General features: G+C 32.6%; 17 protein-coding genes. 6 read left to right on the forward strand and 11 right to left on the reverse strand.

Features of this window, described 5'->3' with window-relative positions:
- Positions 1–13: 13 nt before the first annotated feature.
- Both citZ and C2I06_RS11425 read right to left on the reverse strand, forming a co-directional pair.
- Positions 14–1129, reverse strand: a complete 1116-nt coding sequence (gene citZ, locus C2I06_RS11420; RefSeq protein WP_095331424.1) for a citrate synthase — start codon at positions 1127–1129, stop codon at positions 14–16.
- Positions 1130–1637: 508 nt separating this feature from the next.
- Entirely contained in the window at positions 1638–2105 is a 468-nt protein-coding gene (locus C2I06_RS11425) for a DUF441 domain-containing protein (protein ID WP_095331422.1), read from the reverse strand.
- Between the two features lie 192 nt (positions 2106–2297).
- On the opposite strand from C2I06_RS11425, the gene ytvI reads away from it, so the two are divergent.
- The 6 genes from ytvI to C2I06_RS11455 all read left to right on the forward strand — a co-directional run bounded on the left by ytvI (position 2298) and on the right by C2I06_RS11455 (position 10874).
- Positions 2298–3422, forward strand: a complete 1125-nt coding sequence (ytvI, locus tag C2I06_RS11430; protein ID WP_095331420.1) for a sporulation integral membrane protein YtvI — start codon at positions 2298–2300, stop codon at positions 3420–3422.
- Between the two features lie 265 nt (positions 3423–3687).
- The gene (locus C2I06_RS11435; RefSeq protein WP_095331416.1) at positions 3688–4038 is read left to right on the forward strand and encodes a hypothetical protein; all 351 of its coding nucleotides are present in this window, start codon (positions 3688–3690) and stop codon (positions 4036–4038) included.
- A gap of 549 nt (positions 4039–4587) precedes the next feature.
- Positions 4588–5823: an MFS transporter gene (locus C2I06_RS11440; protein WP_164463676.1), complete on the forward strand. Its 1236-nt coding sequence runs from the start codon at positions 4588–4590 to the stop codon at positions 5821–5823.
- Between the two features lies 1 nt (position 5824).
- The gene (locus C2I06_RS11445; protein ID WP_123258076.1) at positions 5825–6397 is read left to right on the forward strand and encodes a flavoprotein; all 573 of its coding nucleotides are present in this window, start codon (positions 5825–5827) and stop codon (positions 6395–6397) included.
- Positions 6398–6658: 261 nt separating this feature from the next.
- Positions 6659–8035, forward strand: coding sequence for a radical SAM/SPASM domain-containing protein (locus C2I06_RS11450; protein ID WP_095331410.1), 1377 nt, complete (start codon positions 6659–6661; stop codon positions 8033–8035).
- Between the two features lie 1663 nt (positions 8036–9698).
- Complete coding sequence (locus C2I06_RS11455; protein WP_123258077.1) at positions 9699–10874, forward strand: ROK family transcriptional regulator; 1176 nt, start codon at positions 9699–9701, stop codon at positions 10872–10874.
- 106 nt (positions 10875–10980) lie between these two features.
- On the opposite strand, the gene C2I06_RS11460 is transcribed toward C2I06_RS11455, so the two are convergent.
- From C2I06_RS11460 to C2I06_RS11500, 9 genes are all read right to left on the reverse strand, one after another.
- Positions 10981–11193: a hypothetical protein gene (locus C2I06_RS11460; RefSeq protein ID WP_123258078.1), complete on the reverse strand. Its 213-nt coding sequence runs from the start codon at positions 11191–11193 to the stop codon at positions 10981–10983.
- A gap of 263 nt (positions 11194–11456) precedes the next feature.
- Positions 11457–12302, reverse strand: coding sequence for an SDR family oxidoreductase (locus C2I06_RS11465; protein WP_095332345.1), 846 nt, complete (start codon positions 12300–12302; stop codon positions 11457–11459).
- Positions 12303–12455: 153 nt separating this feature from the next.
- The gene (locus C2I06_RS11470; protein WP_123258079.1) at positions 12456–13193 is read right to left on the reverse strand and encodes a DUF624 domain-containing protein; all 738 of its coding nucleotides are present in this window, start codon (positions 13191–13193) and stop codon (positions 12456–12458) included.
- Positions 13194–13354: 161 nt separating this feature from the next.
- Entirely contained in the window at positions 13355–14983 is a 1629-nt protein-coding gene (locus C2I06_RS11475) for an ABC transporter substrate-binding protein (RefSeq protein ID WP_095332349.1), read from the reverse strand.
- 109 nt (positions 14984–15092) lie between these two features.
- A complete protein-coding gene (locus C2I06_RS11480) occupies positions 15093–15962 on the reverse strand; it encodes a carbohydrate ABC transporter permease (protein WP_095332351.1) in 870 nt (289 codons plus the stop codon).
- Positions 15963–15975: 13 nt separating this feature from the next.
- Positions 15976–16938, reverse strand: coding sequence for an ABC transporter permease (locus tag C2I06_RS11485; protein ID WP_095332353.1), 963 nt, complete (start codon positions 16936–16938; stop codon positions 15976–15978).
- Between the two features lie 304 nt (positions 16939–17242).
- A complete protein-coding gene (locus tag C2I06_RS11490) occupies positions 17243–18034 on the reverse strand; it encodes a Nif3-like dinuclear metal center hexameric protein (protein ID WP_095332355.1) in 792 nt (263 codons plus the stop codon).
- A 120-nt stretch (positions 18035–18154) separates the two neighbouring features.
- Positions 18155–18790: a YesL family protein gene (locus C2I06_RS11495; RefSeq protein WP_095332356.1), complete on the reverse strand. Its 636-nt coding sequence runs from the start codon at positions 18788–18790 to the stop codon at positions 18155–18157.
- Between the two features lie 209 nt (positions 18791–18999).
- The gene (locus C2I06_RS11500) at positions 19000–19896 is read right to left on the reverse strand and encodes a carbohydrate ABC transporter permease (RefSeq protein WP_171509848.1); all 897 of its coding nucleotides are present in this window, start codon (positions 19894–19896) and stop codon (positions 19000–19002) included.
- Positions 19897–19903: the final 7 nt, after the last annotated feature.

Below are 19903 nucleotides of genomic sequence, written 5' to 3' on the forward strand. Positions count from 1 at the left end.
ATTATATCCTTTTTTATCGCTCTTGAACTGGAATATATTCCAAGCGCTCTGGCCCAATATAATCTGCTCTAGGTCGAATCAGGCGATTATTATCATACTGCTCCAGAATGTGAGCCAGCCAGCCAGAAACTCTGCTCACCGCAAAAATCGGGGTGAATAAGTCATGGTCAATACCTAAACTATGATAAACAGAAGCTGAAAAGAAATCTACGTTTGGCACTAAATTTTTCTCTTCTTTTAACAATGTCTCAATCTTTACACTCATATCATATAATTCAGGTTCACCCGTCAATTGTGTTAATTTTCTTGCCATTTCCTTTAGATGTTTGGCACGAGGATCTCCCTTTCGATAAACTCGATGGCCAAATCCCATTATTTTTTCTTTGTTTGCCATCTTTTCTCGAATATATGGCTCGACATTATCAATGCTTCCGATTTCTTTCAGCATTTTCATTACTGCTTCGTTTGCGCCGCCATGCAAAGGTCCTTTTAACGCCCCGATAGCTGAAGTAATACCAGAATATACATCAGACAAAGTAGCTACACACACTCTTGCAGTAAATGTAGACGCATTTAATTCATGATCAGCATGAAGCACAAGTGCTTTATTAAAGGCTTCAATAGCAATCGCTTCTGGTTCTTTTCCGTTAAGCATATAAAGGAAATTAGCAGCAAATCCTAAATCTTTTCTTGGAGAAATTGGATCTAGCCCTTTTCTTAATCTTGAAAAAGCTGTTACGATAGTTGGAATTTTTGCTTGAAGTCTTACAGCTTTTAAATAGTTTGCTTCAGTATCCATAGCATCTGCTTGTTCATCATATGCTCCTAGCAAAGACACAGTTGAACGAAGTACTGCCATTGGATGCACTTTATTTAATGGCATGAGCTTCATTTGTTCAATCAAAGAGACAGGTAATTCAGCATTATCTGCCAATTCTTGTTTTAGCATTGCCAGTTCCGTATCAGTTGGCAACTTTTGATGCCATAATAAAAATACTACTTCTTCAAAACTGGAATGCTCTGCTAACACATCAATATCATAACCCACATAAGCAAGTGAATCATCTATAATGGAACTAATAGAAGATGTTGTAGCAATAATCCCCTCAAGCCCTTTTGTAACAGCCATACATATCTCTCCTTTACACCTTTTCTTTTAGTTAGTACAACCCATTCAAACTCCCAGTATTGTCCCTGTCGTAGTTACCAATATTGTGAAAATCTGTAAAACAAAACGATGGAATTCACCTTAAATAAATGTTTACTATTTTGTTAGATTAACTGAATATGTACCAAAAAATCAATTAATAATATAATCCGGATTTATTTTATAAAAAGATGGGGGAGTTTTTTCAAAAAAAATTAAAGTGAGCATCATCCATTTGAAAATGCTTACATTTTCAAATAAAAAAATAAACTATTTGGTACGTTATAGATGAGATAAAATGTAACTACACATTCATTATAAACAAAAAACTTCAAAATGTCTCATATTTTATACTTAAAAACTGTAGATATAGTAAAAAAATTTTTTTCTGATTCTCCTTTACACTATATTTCTTTCCTTTAAAAATTATACCATAAATTCCTTTATCCTGTCTTATATCTTAAACGGTAAATTAGAGCAAGAGAGCGGATTAGGTTATCCACTCTACTACTTTAATGGCTGCATACGCTATTCCAGCGCCAATTAATGGGCCTACTGCCACCCCATTGAAAACCGATACAGACAAAATGGTTCCTAGAACAAGTGCTGTTGTAATTTCTGGAGAATCGGCTAATAAACTAACTCCTCCTTTTGCGAGCAGAGCAACCATAATTCCAGAAATCAAAGCTATCCATGCATACGGTGATTTAAAGGTAGCGGTAAGATCTTTAAAACCAATATCTCCAGTGGCTATCGGAACAAGAACAGCTATCGTAATAATCGTTACGCCCCAATTAATACCTTTAGATTGAATCAATGAAAATAACTTACTATCTACCCCAATTAATTTCAATACTAATAAGAAAACAACTGCGATAATCAAGGAATTGTTCTTAGCTATAAGAGCAATTGCTAACAGCAAATATAGAAATAAATATGGCTGGCTAAATAAAAACATAACTAACTCTCCTTTTCGAAAGCCATTGACTAAAAAATTCTCTCTTCTATATTTAAATTAATAAGCAGGAATTTCGATTAAAAAAGCATAAGTATAGAAAATATAAATAAAAAAGGAATATATATAATCTATATCTAGTTCCTAATCACTAATGGTCCATTTTCTATTATACTAAAAACGGGAGGATTGACATTGAATTTAACTTATCTTAACCGAACCATTCGGTTTATCATAGTGATAGCAGCTACTATCCTATTATTTGTTAGCTTTTTTTATTTATCCAAAGTAACTTATCCTTTTATTATTGGATTTCTGATTGCTTTTTTAATGAATCCACTCGTTAATTTTTTACAATTTAAATGCAAATTACCAAGGGCTTTTGCTGTTGTTTTAAGTATTTTACTCATTTTATCCATTTTTGCTGGTTTGGTTTCTTTACTAATTGCTGAAATTGTAGCAGGAGCTGCCTATCTTGGAGAAGTCGTTCCCAAACATATAGACATCATTATTCGATACATAGAAGATTTGTTTGCAGCGCAAATTATTCCATTATATAATAAAATTTCTCAAACGTTCAATAATCTCGGTACAGGTCAACAAGATACCATTATGACAAATATAGATAAAGTGGGCGAACAAGTTGGAACGGTAATGGGAGATTTTTTACAATCTTTCTTTCTTAATATCCCTATTTTCCTGTCCTGGTTTCCAAATGCAGCAAGCGTCCTCATTTTTTCTCTCTTAGCCACTTTTTTTATCAGCAAGGACTGGGCGCGATTATCATTAAAATTTGGGAAGTTCTTTCCTTCCAAGTGGTTAAATAGCGGTAAAACAGTATTCTTTGAATTAAAAAAGGCTTTGTTTGGATTTTTAAAAGCCCAATTAACGCTTGTTTCTATTACGACTGTCATTATTTTAATTGGCTTGTTAATTCTTCGAGTGGATTATGCTATTACTATCGCACTGTTAACTGGAATTGTAGATATTATCCCCTATCTTGGTACAGGGTTAATCTTTGTTCCATGGATTATTTACGAAATTATTACAGGGCAGATTGTACTGGCGATTGGCTTGTCCGTGCTATATATCATCGTTTTAGTTCAAAGACAAATCATGGAGCCAAAAATCCTTTCATCCAATATCGGACTTGATCCTTTAGCTACTTTAATTGCTTTGTTTGTTGGGTTTAAGCTTTTTGGTTTCATCGGTCTCATCATTGGTCCAGTTTCACTCGTTATCGTTACTTCCTTACATCGAGCTAAGGTTTTTCATGATATATGGAGGTTTATTAAAGGAGATAGTGAAATACCCAAATAAAAGTTACATAAAAAAAAGCTGGAACATTAGCATTCCAACCAAAATATATACCCGAACAATTATACAGAGAAGCTAATCCAAGTTTCGTATAATTGTTCGGTTTTTTATTCATTAAAAAAGAAGGTTTGTAGTAAGCAGCCGCAGACTGAATATTCTTCACTTCCATAGGACTACATCTAAACCGCTTTGTTTTTCCCCAACTTTTGTAAACTTAGTATGTTATTCATTTAAAAAAGCATTTTTTGTAACAATTGTTTTCAGTATTATGGCTACTTTTAACATCTATTCAAAAGCAGAAGAAGGAGAAACACAGATTTTAGAGCCAAAAACATCTGAAGATAAAATTTTCCAAGAAGTAAAATATACGGTTGAAGGAGAAGATAAACATATATATGGTAATAAGAAGGTTAGTGAAGATGCAGAAGCATACAAAATAATCCTAAATAAAGATGAAGGTACTTATGAAGTGGAGAAAAAGGAGGTAACAGAAAGTAAATCACCTGTCTTTTCAACATTAGCCACTACTAAAGCAGATTTAAAAGTTGTAGGTAAAGCAGCTTTCCATAATTATGATTTCTTAGATAACGATAAATTACGAATGTACGACATGTTGTAAAAATAGTAGCTAAAAATAATGGAACATATGATTATTTTGTAGATTGGGTAAGAAGTGGAGAAAGTTGGATACTTCTTGATTTATATGTAGAAGTTAATTAAATAAATGTTATTCAATGAAAAAAGCTGACAGTTAATGAGTCAGCCTTTTTTTATTAAATAATATAAAAGAACACTTAAAGGAATTAAAGGTAGAAACACTAAGTTTCTGAATATGTTTTCTGCTCCGAAAAAATAATATGAGATTGGTAAAATAGATAATATACTTAATGTTAATAATTTTAATGATTTTTTAACATACCAAAAATAATATTAATTCTATTTTGTACACTTAATTAATAATTCCGCGAACTGTTTTGGTTATCTAACATTGTTTTTACTAAATTATCTTTAAATATTGGGAAACTATTAAATGTTCATTTCAACTTCTTTTAGTTATTGAAATTTTGAAAAAATAATATTTTTCGACATTTTTAAACTTTTTTTTTAATTCTTAAATTGTATAATATTGTCATAAATAAAATATTTTCAATATTACGGAGGAACAGAATTGTCTAATATATTTAAAGTAAAAAATTTCAATTTTTACTTTCTAGGGAATTTATTCTCTGGTATAGGAGATGCAATATTCACAATAACTTTATCTTGGTACATTGTAGATGTCCATCAATCTGGTTACATAATGGGAACAGTATTACTATTAATGGGAATTGCAAGATTTGTCTTTGGTCTTATAGGTGGCGCCATAGTAGATAACATGGGTCCTAGAAGAGTTATGATTTCATCTGATTTATTAAGAGGTATAATTATTGCTGTCTTTTATTCATTCTTTATCTTTTCTACCATACCATTATGGCTAATTATCATAATTTCTATCACTTTTGGGATAGTTGATGCGTTTTATTGGCCAGCAGCAGATGCCATTAAGCCAAGACTAGTAGCTAAAGAATTATACTCAAAAGCAAACAGCAGTTATTATACTATGGTAAGAATTTTAAACATTGTTGGTCCAGCAATTGGTGGATTTTTACTTGGCTTATATTCTTATAGTTTAATATACCTGCTCATTTTCATATCTTTTATACTATCTGCAATCTCAATCAATTTTATCGATTTAAAAGAGGAAAGAATAAAATATATAAATAAAGGTGGGAAAATAGTAAGAAAATTTATTGATGATGTAGTGGAAGGCTTACTCTTTGTCAAAAATGAAAAAATTCTAATCATACTCATTAGTACAATGACATTAGCAAATATAGGGGCTAACGGAATTATGGCCGTATTACCTTTTCAAGTAAAGGTATTAGAATTCGGAGCAAATGGTCTTGGAATGTTACAAATGTCTTTAGCTTTAGGATCAGCTATAGCTGGTGGAATATTTACATTCAAATCAATTAAGACACCATCTTTGAATTATGTTCTCATCGGCTTCCTTGGTCAAGGTGTTTTCTTTGGAATAATTACTTGGTTTAATTCTTTTACTTATATTCTAGTATCCTTATTTATTGTTGGTATTTTTACTGCTCTTGTAGGAGTATTTATTCCTACTATACTTCAAACTATTGTTCCACAACAACTTATGGGACGAGTTAGTAGTGTATTGATGACTTTTTCAATGGCGTCAACACCTATTTCCCACTTTATTTTCGGTTTCTTAACTGATCTTTACAGTCCTTCTATAATGTTTCTTATTGCTGGATTAATAGAAACCGCTGTTGCACTTATTGCCTTATTTTATGTAAAGAAATTGAAATTAAAACAAGTATTAGAAAGGAAAGCTATTTAAAATGAACTTATTAATTGGAGTTACAGGGTCTTCTGGTTTAATTGAGTTACCTCTTTACATTAGAATTTTCAAAGAAAAGTTAAATGCAGACATTAAAATAGTAGCTTCACCAAATGTTAAGAACTTCATATCCTTAGAATTTTTAAATGCATTAGTAGAAAACCAACTATATAGTGATTTTTATCAAAGTAAGAATGGAATTAATGTTCCCCATTCTGACTTGAATGATTGGGCTAATGCTTTCATTATACTACCATGCACAGCTAATACACTTGCCAAAGCAGCTAATGGTACTACAGATGACTTATTATCAATGCTTATTCTTTGTAGTCAGGTACCTGTTATATTCTTCCCTAATATGAATCCCAACATGTGGAGTAAACCTGTTGTCCAGCGTAATGCTAAGTTGCTTATCAATGATGGTCACAAAGTAGCTATACCTAATGGAAACGGATGGATAACAGCAACTGGAGAATCAGTTGAAAATGGACACATGCCTCCCCCTTACGCTGCAGCAGAATATATCAGAAAAATTTATAACATAAACAATACTGAAACTTCAGTTAACAATTAGTTTAATACAATCCTTTACTTGAAAGGGGGTGAAAGATATGGAAGAATTAGGAATTTTGGATTTGTCAATAGGTTTTGACTGCCTAGATACAACCAATGAAGATATGGATCTTCTTATTCGTGGTGCAGTAGCAAATACTAATTGCAACAGTTGCTGATTTAGTATATAACTACTTTACTAACTTGGGATTTTTTTATCTAATGTATCACTTAAAAGGAGGAATATTTTTCCTCCTTTTATCTTTAGAAAGGCGGGATTTTCTTGGAACCATTTGTTAAGATACCAAAGGAAAATAAATTAATTGAAACTAAAGAATGGAAAAGATCTAGGTATACAATACAAGCGTCTGATGAGTTAGACGGCAGTTTATACCTTTCTAATACATATACGGGGTCATTTATCAGCGTTCCAGAGCAACATGTATCTAATGTTAAAAAAATACTTAGTCAAGGTTATAATGGAGACTTAGAAGGTCTGCCTAAATTACTTGCTGAGCGTGGATTTATCGTCAAAGAGGATACAAATGAACTATTTAGAGCCCGTATGTTACACGAAATTGTCGGCAGAAGAGATGACACATTACAATTAATCTTTCTTGTAACTGAGCAGTGTAACTTTAGATGTACATATTGCTATGAAAAGTTTGAAAAAGGTAAGATGACTCAGGAAGTTCGTAATGGTATTAAAGAGTATGTTAGAAGCAAAGCAAGATACTTAAAATATTTAAACATTCACTGGTTCGGAGGAGAACCATTAATAGCTATGGATGTTATTGAAGATTTATCTGAAGCATTTAAACAAATATGTGAGGAGTATGACATCACATATACAGCAAGTGTTACAACAAATGGTTTCAATTTAACACCAAAAAACGTAGAAAAATTAATAAATTACAATGTATCATACTTTCAAGTCACTGTTGACGGTAATCCCGAATATCACAATTGTACTCGACACTTAAAAGGAGGACAACCTACCTTTGACAAGATTTGGAGTAATTTGAAAGCAATGAAAGCAATGGAAGCTAAATTCCTATGTAGAATTAGGGTGAATTTCCTTAAGGAAAACTTGGAAGGAGTACCTGATTTTATTGATGAAATTGTGAAAGAGTTTGATTGTGATGAGAGATATGCTGTTAACTTTTTCCCTGTTGGTCAATGGGGGGGAGAAAATGACGAAGACTTAAATGTTCTTTCGGAAAAAGATGCAACAAATGCTGCACTAAGTTTATGTGACCTAGCTGTAGAAAAAGGTTTAAATAATGTAATGGATAGTATACTTAAACCCGGCGGAAACGTCTGCTATGCTGCAAAGCATAATTCTTTTGTGATTGGTTCAGATGGAATTGTTTATAAATGCACAGTTGCATTATACAACGAAAAAAATCATGTAGGTAGAATTCACCCAGATGGAAAAATGACACTTGATATGGACAAATACGCACTTTGGATAATGAATGATGAAGGTGAAGACCCGGGTTGTCAAAAATGTTTCTTTAGACCATCTTGTCAAGGTGCTGCATGTCCACTAGTTAGAATTGAGACAGGAAAGGCTCCATGTCCACCAGAAAAAAAACAAATTAAAAGAGTTTTAAAAATTGTCGGAAGGGAAAAAAAACGATCATATGTTAATACTTGATAGAGGATTAAAAAACCCAACTCTTATTGAGCGGGGTTTTTGTATATAGAAATTTATATTGTTTACGACACTTAAGCAAAATTATTACCTTCCACAAGTTTTGACCTTCCGTTAAAGTAAGTTAGGTTATCAAATGCATAACTTATCCAACCTACTAACAATCTGTGTCTACTTTTAGTCTAGCATCAGGATTTTATTGCAGTTGTAGAATTTGATAATTAGGTGAGGTGTTGAAATAAAATGAATGACAAAAGAAAAAGACAGTTATTTATTCTATTTCTGGTAATCGTTATATTAACTAACTTATTATATAATGTATTTCCTAATTCTTGGAGATAATAAGTAGTGGTTTTCATTTTATACTTACTTACTCTAATACTATTCTTTGCTGAGAATTTATATAGATTCCTTTCAAACAAGAATATTACTCCCCTTCTATATTTAACATTAAATAGATTATATACAATTCTTAATATTAATTAAAATCATAAATGTTAATTTTATGTAAAATACATTAATGTAAAAATTCTTTAGCAATTTCTTATATATCTTTATATTTAATATAAACTTCAATTACTTTAAGTGTTTTAATAAAAAATAATAGTCTATAATTTTAATATAAACATTAATAATATATATTATTAAAACAAAACCAATATTAATAGACAAATAACAATGATTTTTCTACTATCATAGAGGTATACATTAAATAAAATATAAATAAAATCGATTTAATCACAAGTTATCCACCCCCATATATTTCCTTTTATCAACAAACAAATTAAAAGAAGTGACAACATGGTAGAAAAAAAGATTTTATCTCTTTCTGAAAGAAATTCGTTAACCTTTGTAGAAACAGATTCTTCGATTGTATCTTTTTCGAAAAAACTAATAGATCCATCTCTTATAACTGAATTATCGATGAGTTACTCGTTTTGGAGGATGTGTCTGCCAATGAAGGGATAAAAATGATTTATATATATTACTACATCCAAAAAAGGATATGGATAAACGGAAAAATAGAATGGAAAATACGATTGAGGAATATAGCAGAGATTTATTAATCGTGTACAAACAATTATTAGAAAATGTATCCAGTTTGGGTTGGACATATCTTCACTGCAAAAACTATTTCAATTATTTAAAGTACTTCATCAAATATATATCCAAAAGTTTCAAGATTGGCTATCGATAATGCCGTTAGAGGAGGAGCATAACGTTAAATCGGAAAATAACCATTCTTAAAGGATTATTTTCGTTTTTATATAAAATGAAATATATATAGATTCCGTTACATAGCCCATGTACCGAAACTGACTTCACTGGTTTTTAGACCGGTACCCCCTAAATTTCTGTAATTCATTTCCATTAGCACCTCCGCCAGCTATGATATTTTTGATTGAATGGCCACCATAAAAAAGAAGCAAGAATTTTCTCAAGTAAATTATCCTTTTTCCTCTATATAGATAACCCTATTCTATAGGAATTATATCAATTATATATAAGTTTGTATATTAAATAAACGAACTAACTTTATCAATCCACTCTGTTTGGTTAATAGATAAACTGTAGTATAATTAATCAATTGGAAGAGAAAGACCTTTCTGAAAGTAATTATATTCATATGAATTTCAGAAATAGATAAGAGGGGATTGCGAAAAGGATGCATATTACTTGGAATCAGCAGTTAGTAAAAAAAGAAAATAAATCTCTTTGTTTAAATTTAATTAAGAACAATGCGCCTATTTCTCGGGCGGATATTGCCCAGCAGACAGGATTAACAAAAGGGACTGTTTCCTCCTTAGTATCAGAGCTTATTAATGAACAATTGATCTATGAATCAGGGCATGGTGAATCTAGTGGAGGAAGGCGACCTGTTATGCTTCTATTTAATGAGAAGGCCGGTTATTCCATTGGTATTGACTTAGGCGTTAACTATCTATTAGGAATTTTAACTGATTTGCAGGGGAATATCATATACCGTATAAATGAAAAATATGTTAATTTATCTTATGAAGATACACTACAAATAATAAAAAAGATTATTACTTTGTTAATAGACACTGCTCCTAACTCTGTTTATGGAGTAATTGGCATAGGGATTGGGGCACCAGGGATTACAAATATGGACGGTGACATTCTCTTCGCTCCAAACTTAGATTGGAATAATGTTTCACTAAAAAGCCATCTGGAAGAAGAATTCCATCTTCCTGTATTAGTTGAAAATGAAGCAAATGCCGGGGCCTATGGAGAAAAAAAATTCGGAGTAGGTCAGACCTATCAAAATTTAATCTATGTAAGTGCTGCTATTGGAATCGGCGCTGGAATTATCATTAATGGAGAACTGTATAAAGGAAACCTCGGATATTCTGGAGAAATCGGCCATATGATAATTCAAAAGGATGGATTAGAATGCCGCTGTGGCAATAAAGGCTGCTGGGAACTCTACGCTTCCGAACAATATTTACTCAACAAGGCTGTCGAATTAAAGCTAGGTATAAAAGGTCAGGTTTATTTGAATGATTTGATTGAGCTTGCCGACCAAGGAAATACGCAAGCTATCCATTTATTCAATGAAGTTGGCAATCATCTAGGTGCTGGAATTATTAATATTATTCATATCTTCAATCCAGAGCAAATCATAATCGGCAATCGACTTACCTTAGCTAAAAAATGGATAGAGCCACAAGTGAAAAAAATAATAGACAATTATACTTTGCCCTTTCACCAATCACAACTTGCTATCCATTTTTCTGATATTAATTTTGCTTCCTCTGCATTAGGTGCTGCTGCTTTTTCAACCGAGAATTTTTTAAAATTTATGCTTCATCCAGAATAATAATTTCTCTTTAGATTTAGATAAAGTTTAAATATATTAGGTTTTTACCACTTAAAGCAAACTAAAAACGTATAAACAATTAGCATCATAACGTCTTACGCCAGTTCTAATCAGCGTATTCCAAACCAATCCAACCATATGTAGGGTGAAAAAGTCCATCTGCTGCTAAGGAAGCCTTTGCATTTGTAGCAATTAATCCATTTGATTGAAGGGATTTCTCTACAAATGCCGCTTCATCTATTTTGTACCTTCGATAATCTTTTGAATCTTTATCTGATAAATTATCCAAACGGAATATAAAAAATACATTTAATCCCAACAAGGTGCTGCATGGTGAAATTTTCCGGGAAATATTATTTTTGATAACATGTTCTATCTTTTTTCCTATCTAAAAAATGATAGGTTTACCAAAGTGAATATTTAACTATTTATAGGATAATAGTGAGGATTCACCTCCACCCTAATACTAACGGGACTAAATACTCTATAAATCTACAATTCACTTAAGGATCAGTGGAAGATCTCATTTTGATTGCCCGTCACTAGCTAGAATAACTAATCCTTTCTTATCAGGGAGTATTTTTAAACACCTGAGTACGCCATAAATCCGCCATCAACTGGCACACTAATCCCTGTAACAAAACCACTTGTTTCTTCATTCACTAGCCATAATAATGTCCCCAATAAGTCCTCTGGTTTTCCTAATCTTTTTACTGGTGTATGGGCTAATATTTTCTTCGTCCGCTCTGTATAAGTCCCATCTGAATTTTTTAGCAGTCCTTCATTTTGTTTTGTTAAGAAAAAGCCTGGAGCAATTGCATTAACCCTAATTCCTGTTTCAGCCATATGAACAGCCAACCATTTTGTAAGATTCTCTATACCAGCTTTAGCTGCGCTGTAAGCAGGTACTTTCGTCATTGGACTTGGGGCGCTCATAGAGGATATATTTATAATGGTTCCACTTTTTCCAACCATTTGTTTTGAAAATATTTGAGTAGGAATTAAAGTACCGATTATATTCAAATTAAATACAAAGGAAAATCCCTCCATTGTTAAATCAAAAAAACTAGTAATTCCTTCTTTATCAAGATCTTCTAATCGCAGAATTTCTTCTGAAGTAATACCTTTTGGATGATTTCCTCCAGCCCCATTAATAAGAATGTCACAGTTTCCAAAAGTATCTAAGACTATTTTTTCCGCTTCCTTCACACTGTTTACATCAACAACATCACATGCTATAGCAATAGCCATGCCACCTTCGTTATTAATTTCCTCTGCTACCTTTTGCGCTTTTTCATATGTACGATTCAAAATGGCTACCTTTACTCCTTGTCTGCCTAACTCTTTCGCCATGCAGCCACAAAGTACGCCTCCACCTCCAGTAATAACTGCTACTTTTCCGGATAAATTCTTCATTAAGGGTAACATTTTGTCTTCCTCCTCATTTTTTCTCATAACCTCTAAACTACTTCTCTTTCCATCTATATGTGTCCTTCCAAATTAAAATTTCTTTTAAATGAAATGAAGAGATTATAAACTATTTTTTTATATAGAGTCATTTCTTAGTACTTCTCCTTTCATTTATGAACCTTGCAAAGGTGGTGCATCATATTTTTCACTTATATTGTTAGAAGGAGATTTTTTCAAAAAATTACGATCTATATGTTTAAGCAGCTCTCTAGAATTAAACACCATTATCCATGCAAGCAAACTAGCAATGAAAACAATTAAGAAATCATTAGTGATTACTGTTGCAACAGCAGTAAAAAAGAGAATCAATATATTACCTATTGTTTCTTTCCATTTTATGAATAGATAATACGCAGACAACTTTATTAAATCCCTTATTCGAAAAGTATATTTTGCATTAATTATTAACATATTTATACTAAGCATTGTCCAAATAAGCGTAAGTGCAAGCACAACAATAAAAATGATTTGATTAACTGGTGTTATGGTTATTTGAAGGTATTGTAAGTCGATGAATAAGACAAAGAATACAGCTAAGATTATTATCCACAGAAAAAATGTGCCTTTTAAATTCGATCGATATCCATAGAAAAAGTCAGTTGTTGGTGATAGCTCTTTCGTTCTTACTAATTTCTCCATCGAATAAAGCAGTCCAGATATAGCAGGTCCAGACGGTATTAAGGCAAGAGCATAGATGAGAATATTTGAAAACGATGGTGTTAATGTCATGAAGAAAAAAATAAAGATAAGATTTGTTACGACAAAATAGATATTCGTTAGTAAAACCCAATACACATAATTACAAAATGTATATAAAACTCCTTGCCCAAACTCTCTTTGCTGCTTCATCCTTGTCACCTTCTTTCAGAATATAATAATATTACCAGCAGTGTGTGTTTCTTTTTTCCCCACTGCTGGTTAGCCTCACATAACAGTACAGTTAGGACTAGTTTAGGTTAGTTCTTCTTACCCTTCATCAGGATGGCTAGGAATGAACTTATCCATTTTATTTATTTGTTATTTTTCTTGTATTCTTGATACGTCTGATTTGCTGTATCCACATATTGCTCTAATCCTTGACTTTGTAATTCTTTTACAAAAGCATCAAACTCACTTAAATCACGTGTTCCCAAAATGAATTTTAATGTATTTTGATTCGTATAGTCTTTTAAAGGTGTACTTTGTAATGTTGCTTTTTCTCTGTCTTCAATTGAATATGGAATTAACGGATCAGTTGGAATTGGCGTTTTTACTGCTTTCATATCATTTTGGAACTTAATCTCTTCTTCACTCATCATCGAATGAAGTAAATCGGTTGTTCCTCCATAGGAAAAAACTCCACCAGAGAATCCATAGTCAACCCGTAAATCCTTTGTTCCATTTGGATTTAATCCATTGTAATTAATATCTTCCATTAATTTTCTTACTCCATCTTCCCTCGTGAATGTTGTTCCTTCTACCCCCCATTTAGTGAATTCTTGTCCTTCATCACTGTAATATAACCAGTCAATAAACTGAAGAATTGCTTCAAAGTTTTCACTTTCTTTAATTTTGGAGGTAATCATTACACCATTTTCTAATCTAGACCCTGACATTAATTGACCAGCAGGACCGCCGGGAACCGTGATTTTGGAAATAGAATATTTCCCTTTTCCTAACGTTTTATCCATATCAACTCGATGCAAGTTGATTGTTTGAGAATTTCCATTTATAATAAATGATTTTCCTGTTACAAATTTCTGTACCGCTTGATCATCGCTTTGTGTAAAGCTCTCTTCATCTAACAGCCCTTCTTCTACTAATTTATGGAAGTAAGTGAGCATTTCTTTATAGTTATTGGTTGTTGCTGCATACACAAATTCATCAGCATCTTGATCATAAGATAATCCGTTTCCAAATCCCCAACCTGCTTTCGTTCCAAAACTTGTTGCAGCAATATTTAATGTACTGTTAAATGTAAAACGATCAGAGAAAGGAATAGAATCTGGATAGATTTCTTTTAATTTCTTCATTGCTGTATATAGTTCATCCCAAGTTGTTGGAATAGCAATATTATTTTCTTCAAAAATATCAGTTCTTACAATTAACGTATAATCTGGCCAAACCTCTTCATGTAAACCTGGCAGGACATAGAACTTCCCATCATTTTGTCGTAATGTATCTAATTCTGGACCCATATCCCATTTTTCAATTTTTTCTTTGAAGTGAGGCATTTTATCAATGTAATCGCTTACCGGAAGTGCCGCCCCTGATGCCACGAAGGCAGCTTCCTCTCCTGGATAGGTTTTTGGAATAACGATTGGGGCTTCTCCTGAACTAATTAACAAACTTCTCTTTTGCGTATAATCACTCAATGGTACAATTGTCGGCTTCAAGGTAACATTCGTAATTTCTTTTATCTTATCCCATAATAGCCAGTCTTTTTTATATGGATATGTCGGCTGATCCATATATAAAATAGATAAATCAAATGGCTCTGTTGCTTTAAAGGTGTCACCTGCGCTATATGATTCCATTGCCCCTTTTGTTGCTACTTCTACTTCCTTACTTGCTGAATCATTCTTTGAACAAGCAACAGCAATCATTACGAATACTATTAGACCTAGAAATAACCCAACCTTTTTCCAACTTTCTTTCATGGCATTTCCTCCCCTTATATATATAGGAAAAGCGTAAGTTGTTTCCTTAAAAGGCATATGGAATAATAACCTACGCTGAACTCCCTAACTCCAGCAGGTCCTATTTTGACTATTTAATAGAGCCTAGCATTACTCCAGAAACAAAATATTTCTGTACAAATGGATATACCGTTAATATTGGCAAAATTGTTAAGACCATTGTTACGGATTTAATATTAGCGGAAATTTGAGTTAAGTTATCAGCTGAAGTAGCACCTGCTGACATTCCACCTGTTGTTCCCGCAATCATATTCCGCAAATAAATCGTTACTGGAAATAATTCTTTTTTATCCATATAAATAAAAGCGCTGAACCAAGAGTTCCAATAAGCGACTGCGTAAAATAACACCATAGTGGCCATTACTGCTTTACTTAGCGGCAATACTATTTTTAGTAAAATGCCATATGTGCTTAAACCATCAATAGAGGCTGCCTCTTCTAATTCTTCTGGCATATTTTCAAAAAAGGATTTCATGATCAGCATATTATAAATACTAATTGCACCAGGAATGACAATAGCCCACATTGTATTGCCAAAGCCTAGTGAATTGATTAAAACATAATTGGGAATTAAGCCGCCATTAAAAAACATCGTAAATACAGCAAATACAGTTAAAAATCTTCGTCCTACTAATCTTCTTTTAGAAAGCGCATATGCAAACATTGTTGTTAAAAACATAGAAATGATTGTTCCTACCACTGTGTATACAACCGTATTTTTATAATTAATCCAAAACATGGTGTCAGAAAGTACCTTCTCATATGTGTCTACATTGAATCCTTTTGGTATTAAATTTACCTGTCCAGAATTGATATAGGACTCACTACTAAAGGATTGTGCAACTACATTAATAAATGGATATAACGTACAAAATATAATAATTAAGAGAATACAAACATTAAAGACTTTAAAAACTTTGTACTGTTTCGATTCTTTCATTAAATCTCCCTCCCTACCATAAACTTCTTTCTGTTAGTTTTCTTGATATGCTGTTCGCCGTTAATACAAGCACTAAGCCAATAATAGATTCAAATAATCCAATAGCTGCTGCATAGCTAAAATTATTGGATTCTAAACCAACACGATATAAATAAGTTGAAATAACATCAGAAGTTTCATAGGTTAATGGGTTATAAATTAATAAGATTTTTTCAAAGCCAATTGCAAGAAAGCTGCCAATATTCAAAATTAATAAGGTAACGATAGTTGGCAATATCCCTGGTATCGTAATATGAAGGGTTTGCTTCCATCTGTTCGCACCGTCAATTTTCGCTGCTTCATATAAGGAATCGTCAATCGTTGTTAATGCAGCTAAGTATAAAATGGCCCCCCAACCCATTCCTTGCCATACTTCGGAGGTAACATAAATAGTGCGGAACCATTCTGGACTTTGAATAAAGCTTATTTTTTCTCCGGTGAAAAATTCGACTATTCCATTAATGGAACCGTTTAGCGCTGTTAATTGCAAGATCATTCCAGCAATAATAACAATAGATAAGAAATGCGGTAGATAGGAAGCTGTTTGTACAAACTTCTTAAACTTTTTGGATTTCACTTCATTCAAAAGAAGAGCAAATATAATGGGCATAGGAAAACAAAATAACAAGGTAATTCCGCCCAAAATAAATGTGTTTTTAAATACATTCCAAAAAACTGGGTCATTAATAAACATATTAAAGTAATACAACCCAACCCATTGTTCACCATAAATTTTTCCACCTGGCATATATCTTCTAAAAGCAATAACATTTCCTAACATTGGACCATATTTAAAAATAATTAAATAAATAAGTGGTAAAACTAATAATGAATAAAGCTGCCAATCCTTTCTAATTGCTGTTAATGTTGTTTTAAATTTGCTTCTTTTTGCCTTCATTGTTTTATTTACATGTGAATGAACAACCTCTGTTTCCATAAGTACCCCCCTCTGTTTTTAATACTATCTGTAGCCTTTTGCTATATCGCAGCCGACTATTATAAAGCTTCATCTTTTTAGAGAATGAAGTAAACACATCAAAAATAAAGCGCTTACTTTTTAAAAAAAACAGCAATAGCCTCTTATGAATAACTAATAGATGGCGCAAGCAATATTAATGATGATAATCTCGGTAGTGGAGTGATTAGTGAAATGAGAAAAGTAAACTGGTTGTATGAAGCAGGTTTTGTTAACTTATTTTAGCCATACTAGTATGGTAGATTAACTAAAAATATATTGCTATTTAAATAATCTGAAATAGTGGCTTTTCTTTTATGTAATGTACAGGAATGTGTGGAAAATCATTTGCTAGTATAGTGGTTAAGTATTCCATGCCAGGCTCTTCGCTAACTGCATGCCCAATCAAGATTAATGCTTTCTTTCTTCCTTGTTGAACGGCATCTCTGACATACTCAGGAGACTCCCATTCTGGTCCTTCTCCAGCTATAATTAGGTCTAAATTTTGATTTTGAAATAAAGGGATTACTACTTCGCCTCCTCCGCGATAACCTGCTAACAAGCCAATTCTTTGGCATTCCATGGATAACTCCCCCACCACTCTTACAAACGGGGCATCAAGCTTAACTTTCACGTATGTTGCAATATCAGCGACAGTTTTCTTTGGAGTGACAATAGTTGTTGCAATGGATTGATGCTTTTCAATATAATTCTCCCATTCCAGCTTTTGAATTAATCCCACCATAACGCCATCTGGATTGTAACGATGATAATAATCATGAAAGCGGAAAATATTAATAGCAGCATCTTCTATTAATTGGAGCTTAGTCATGTATACTGGATCTTTCTCATATAATTCTTTCCTATTCTCATGACTATAAAATGGTCCTTCATGACTAATAATCATATTTGCTCCAATCGATATCGCTTTCTCCAACACTTGTTGCGTCACCGTGAATGCGATTACAATTCTCTTCACCTCCGTATCGGCTGACCCTTTTATTAATACATCTGTTGTGGAATCAACCATTTTTGCTGGCTCCATTAACTTATCTATTACTTCTTGAATAGTTGTCATTCTATCTCTCCCATCAAGTTAATCCAATTATACCACGCTCAAGTTTGTTTATTCAATATACAAACTATATTTTTTGCGAATTTTAATATATTTTATAAACAATAAGTCATATACTTCCTCTTATTCAATAATCGCTTTATTCATGTTCTGCTTCTGCAGCCGCTGAAAAAGCAGAATGCTACTTGACATTAGTATACATGCTGCGGAAATTCCACTAAAAAAAGGGAGAAGTCCAGGTATATATAATAATAGAAAAATATCTGCTGCTAACCCAAGCAAAATCAATAATGTAATATGGATATTTAGAATTCCTAGAAAAAAGGAGTATTTAAAGTAATCGATGAATCTTAACTGATAATGTACATAGACAGGAAAGAAGAATAAAAGAGTGATAGCATATAGGCATGTAATAAGTAGTAAAATACTTATGGAAACAATCCGCATAAATCCGTCTAAATGTAAGATTAGATAGTAATCTACATACAAGATAAGACCAGCCACTATAAATATGAACCCAAAAGTATTACTTTTGGTAAATTCGCTTTTATAGACAGATAGATATGTTTTCCAAATAGGAACTTCTGTTTCCTTCCGAAACCATTTACGGACAATGGTAAAAAGTGCAACTGTTGCAGGCATAAAACCAAATAGGAAAAGACCACTTGCAGTGAACATAATCCATAACAAATTAACAGAGGCCAGCTTCATTATCCATTCACAGATGATATATAATTTTCCCATTGGTTTTGTTGTCATACTATCCCCTCTTCTTTCTCTTTCCTTCTAGGCATTGTTTTCATTATTAGCGATGAAAACTTAAATATTTTGTTTCGGAGAACGTTCTGATTCTAAATCTAATCCGCCACCTGCACCTCGAAAGCCTAATGTAAAGCTTGAGAACGCGCCAATCTAAGAATGGTGCATATTAAAAAAAATTTTTGGACATCAGATGAACCCCTCTTTTATTATCCTTTTACAGATCCTGCTGCTAAACCTTCTACAATTTTATTACTTAATAGAATGAACGCGATTAAAATAGGAATAATGCTAATCATTAAGGTTGCTCCAATCGCTCCCCAATCTGTTAAATATTGACCTACAAAGTTATTTACACCAACCGTTAATGTCTTCCATTGATCAGAGCTAATGAACGTATTAACAAATACAAATTCATTCCAGTTATAAATCATATTTATAATAACAACTGTAGCCATAACAGGAGTCGTCATGGGCAATGTAATTTGAAAGAATATACGATGAATCGAACAACCATCCATTACAGCTGCCTCTTCTAATTCTCTTGGCAGTGCCTGATAGAATCCTAATAGAATCATGATAGTTAGCGGCAAATTAAACGCTGTATAGGATAAAAGAATAGAAATAGGATTATCAATCAGCTCCAAGTTATTAAAGAAACTAAATAAAGGGATTAACGTAGAATGTAATGGAATCATAATGCCCACCATGAACAAACCAAGAACAAGTTTGCTTAGCTTCCAGTGCATTCTTGTAATCGCAAAGGTAACAAAACTTGCTAGTATAACCGTCAATACTACTGCTACGACTGTAATCCATACACTATTAAAGAAATATAAGCTGATGTTCCCTTGGGTCCATACTTTTACATAGTTCCCCCATTGTGGGTCTTTCGGAAGAGCAAATGGAGATAAGCCGAAAACTTCTTGATTCGTTTTTAAGGAAAAGAAGAATAACCAAACGAGTGGGTATATTTGAAAAATGGCAATTACTCCAAGCACTAGATACAAAAGACCGTATCCAATCTTGCTTCCTAGAGATCCTTTCGTTTTAGGAGATGTGGATAATTCAGTTTTATTTTGTTTTTTCAGGATTACTTCACTCATGATTACC

Origin of the sequence: Niallia circulans, from assembly GCF_003726095.1 — a bacterium.
GTDB lineage: Bacteria > Bacillota > Bacilli > Bacillales > Cytobacillaceae > Niallia > Niallia circulans_A.

Coding starts and splice junctions, on each gene's coding strand:
- C2I06_RS11500 (WP_171509848.1), bottom strand. CDS start 19,896: ATGAGTGAAGTAATCCTGAAAAAACAAAATAAAACTGAATTATCCACA.
- C2I06_RS11470 (WP_123258079.1), bottom strand. CDS start 13,193: ATGAAGCAGCAAAGAGAGTTTGGGCAAGGAGTTTTATATACATTTTGT.
- C2I06_RS11495 (WP_095332356.1), bottom strand. CDS start 18,790: ATGACAACAAAACCAATGGGAAAATTATATATCATCTGTGAATGGATA.
- C2I06_RS11475 (WP_095332349.1), bottom strand. CDS start 14,983: ATGAAAGAAAGTTGGAAAAAGGTTGGGTTATTTCTAGGTCTAATAGTA.
- citZ (WP_095331424.1), bottom strand. CDS start 1,129: ATGGCTGTTACAAAAGGGCTTGAGGGGATTATTGCTACAACATCTTCT.
- C2I06_RS11465 (WP_095332345.1), bottom strand. CDS start 12,302: ATGTTACCCTTAATGAAGAATTTATCCGGAAAAGTAGCAGTTATTACT.
- C2I06_RS11455 (WP_123258077.1), top strand. CDS start 9,699: ATGCATATTACTTGGAATCAGCAGTTAGTAAAAAAAGAAAATAAATCT.
- C2I06_RS11490 (WP_095332355.1), bottom strand. CDS start 18,034: ATGACAACTATTCAAGAAGTAATAGATAAGTTAATGGAGCCAGCAAAA.
- C2I06_RS11435 (WP_095331416.1), top strand. CDS start 3,688: ATGGCTACTTTTAACATCTATTCAAAAGCAGAAGAAGGAGAAACACAG.
- C2I06_RS11480 (WP_095332351.1), bottom strand. CDS start 15,962: ATGAAAGAATCGAAACAGTACAAAGTTTTTAAAGTCTTTAATGTTTGT.
- C2I06_RS11425 (WP_095331422.1), bottom strand. CDS start 2,105: ATGTTTTTATTTAGCCAGCCATATTTATTTCTATATTTGCTGTTAGCA.
- C2I06_RS11485 (WP_095332353.1), bottom strand. CDS start 16,938: ATGGAAACAGAGGTTGTTCATTCACATGTAAATAAAACAATGAAGGCA.
- C2I06_RS11445 (WP_123258076.1), top strand. CDS start 5,825: ATGAACTTATTAATTGGAGTTACAGGGTCTTCTGGTTTAATTGAGTTA.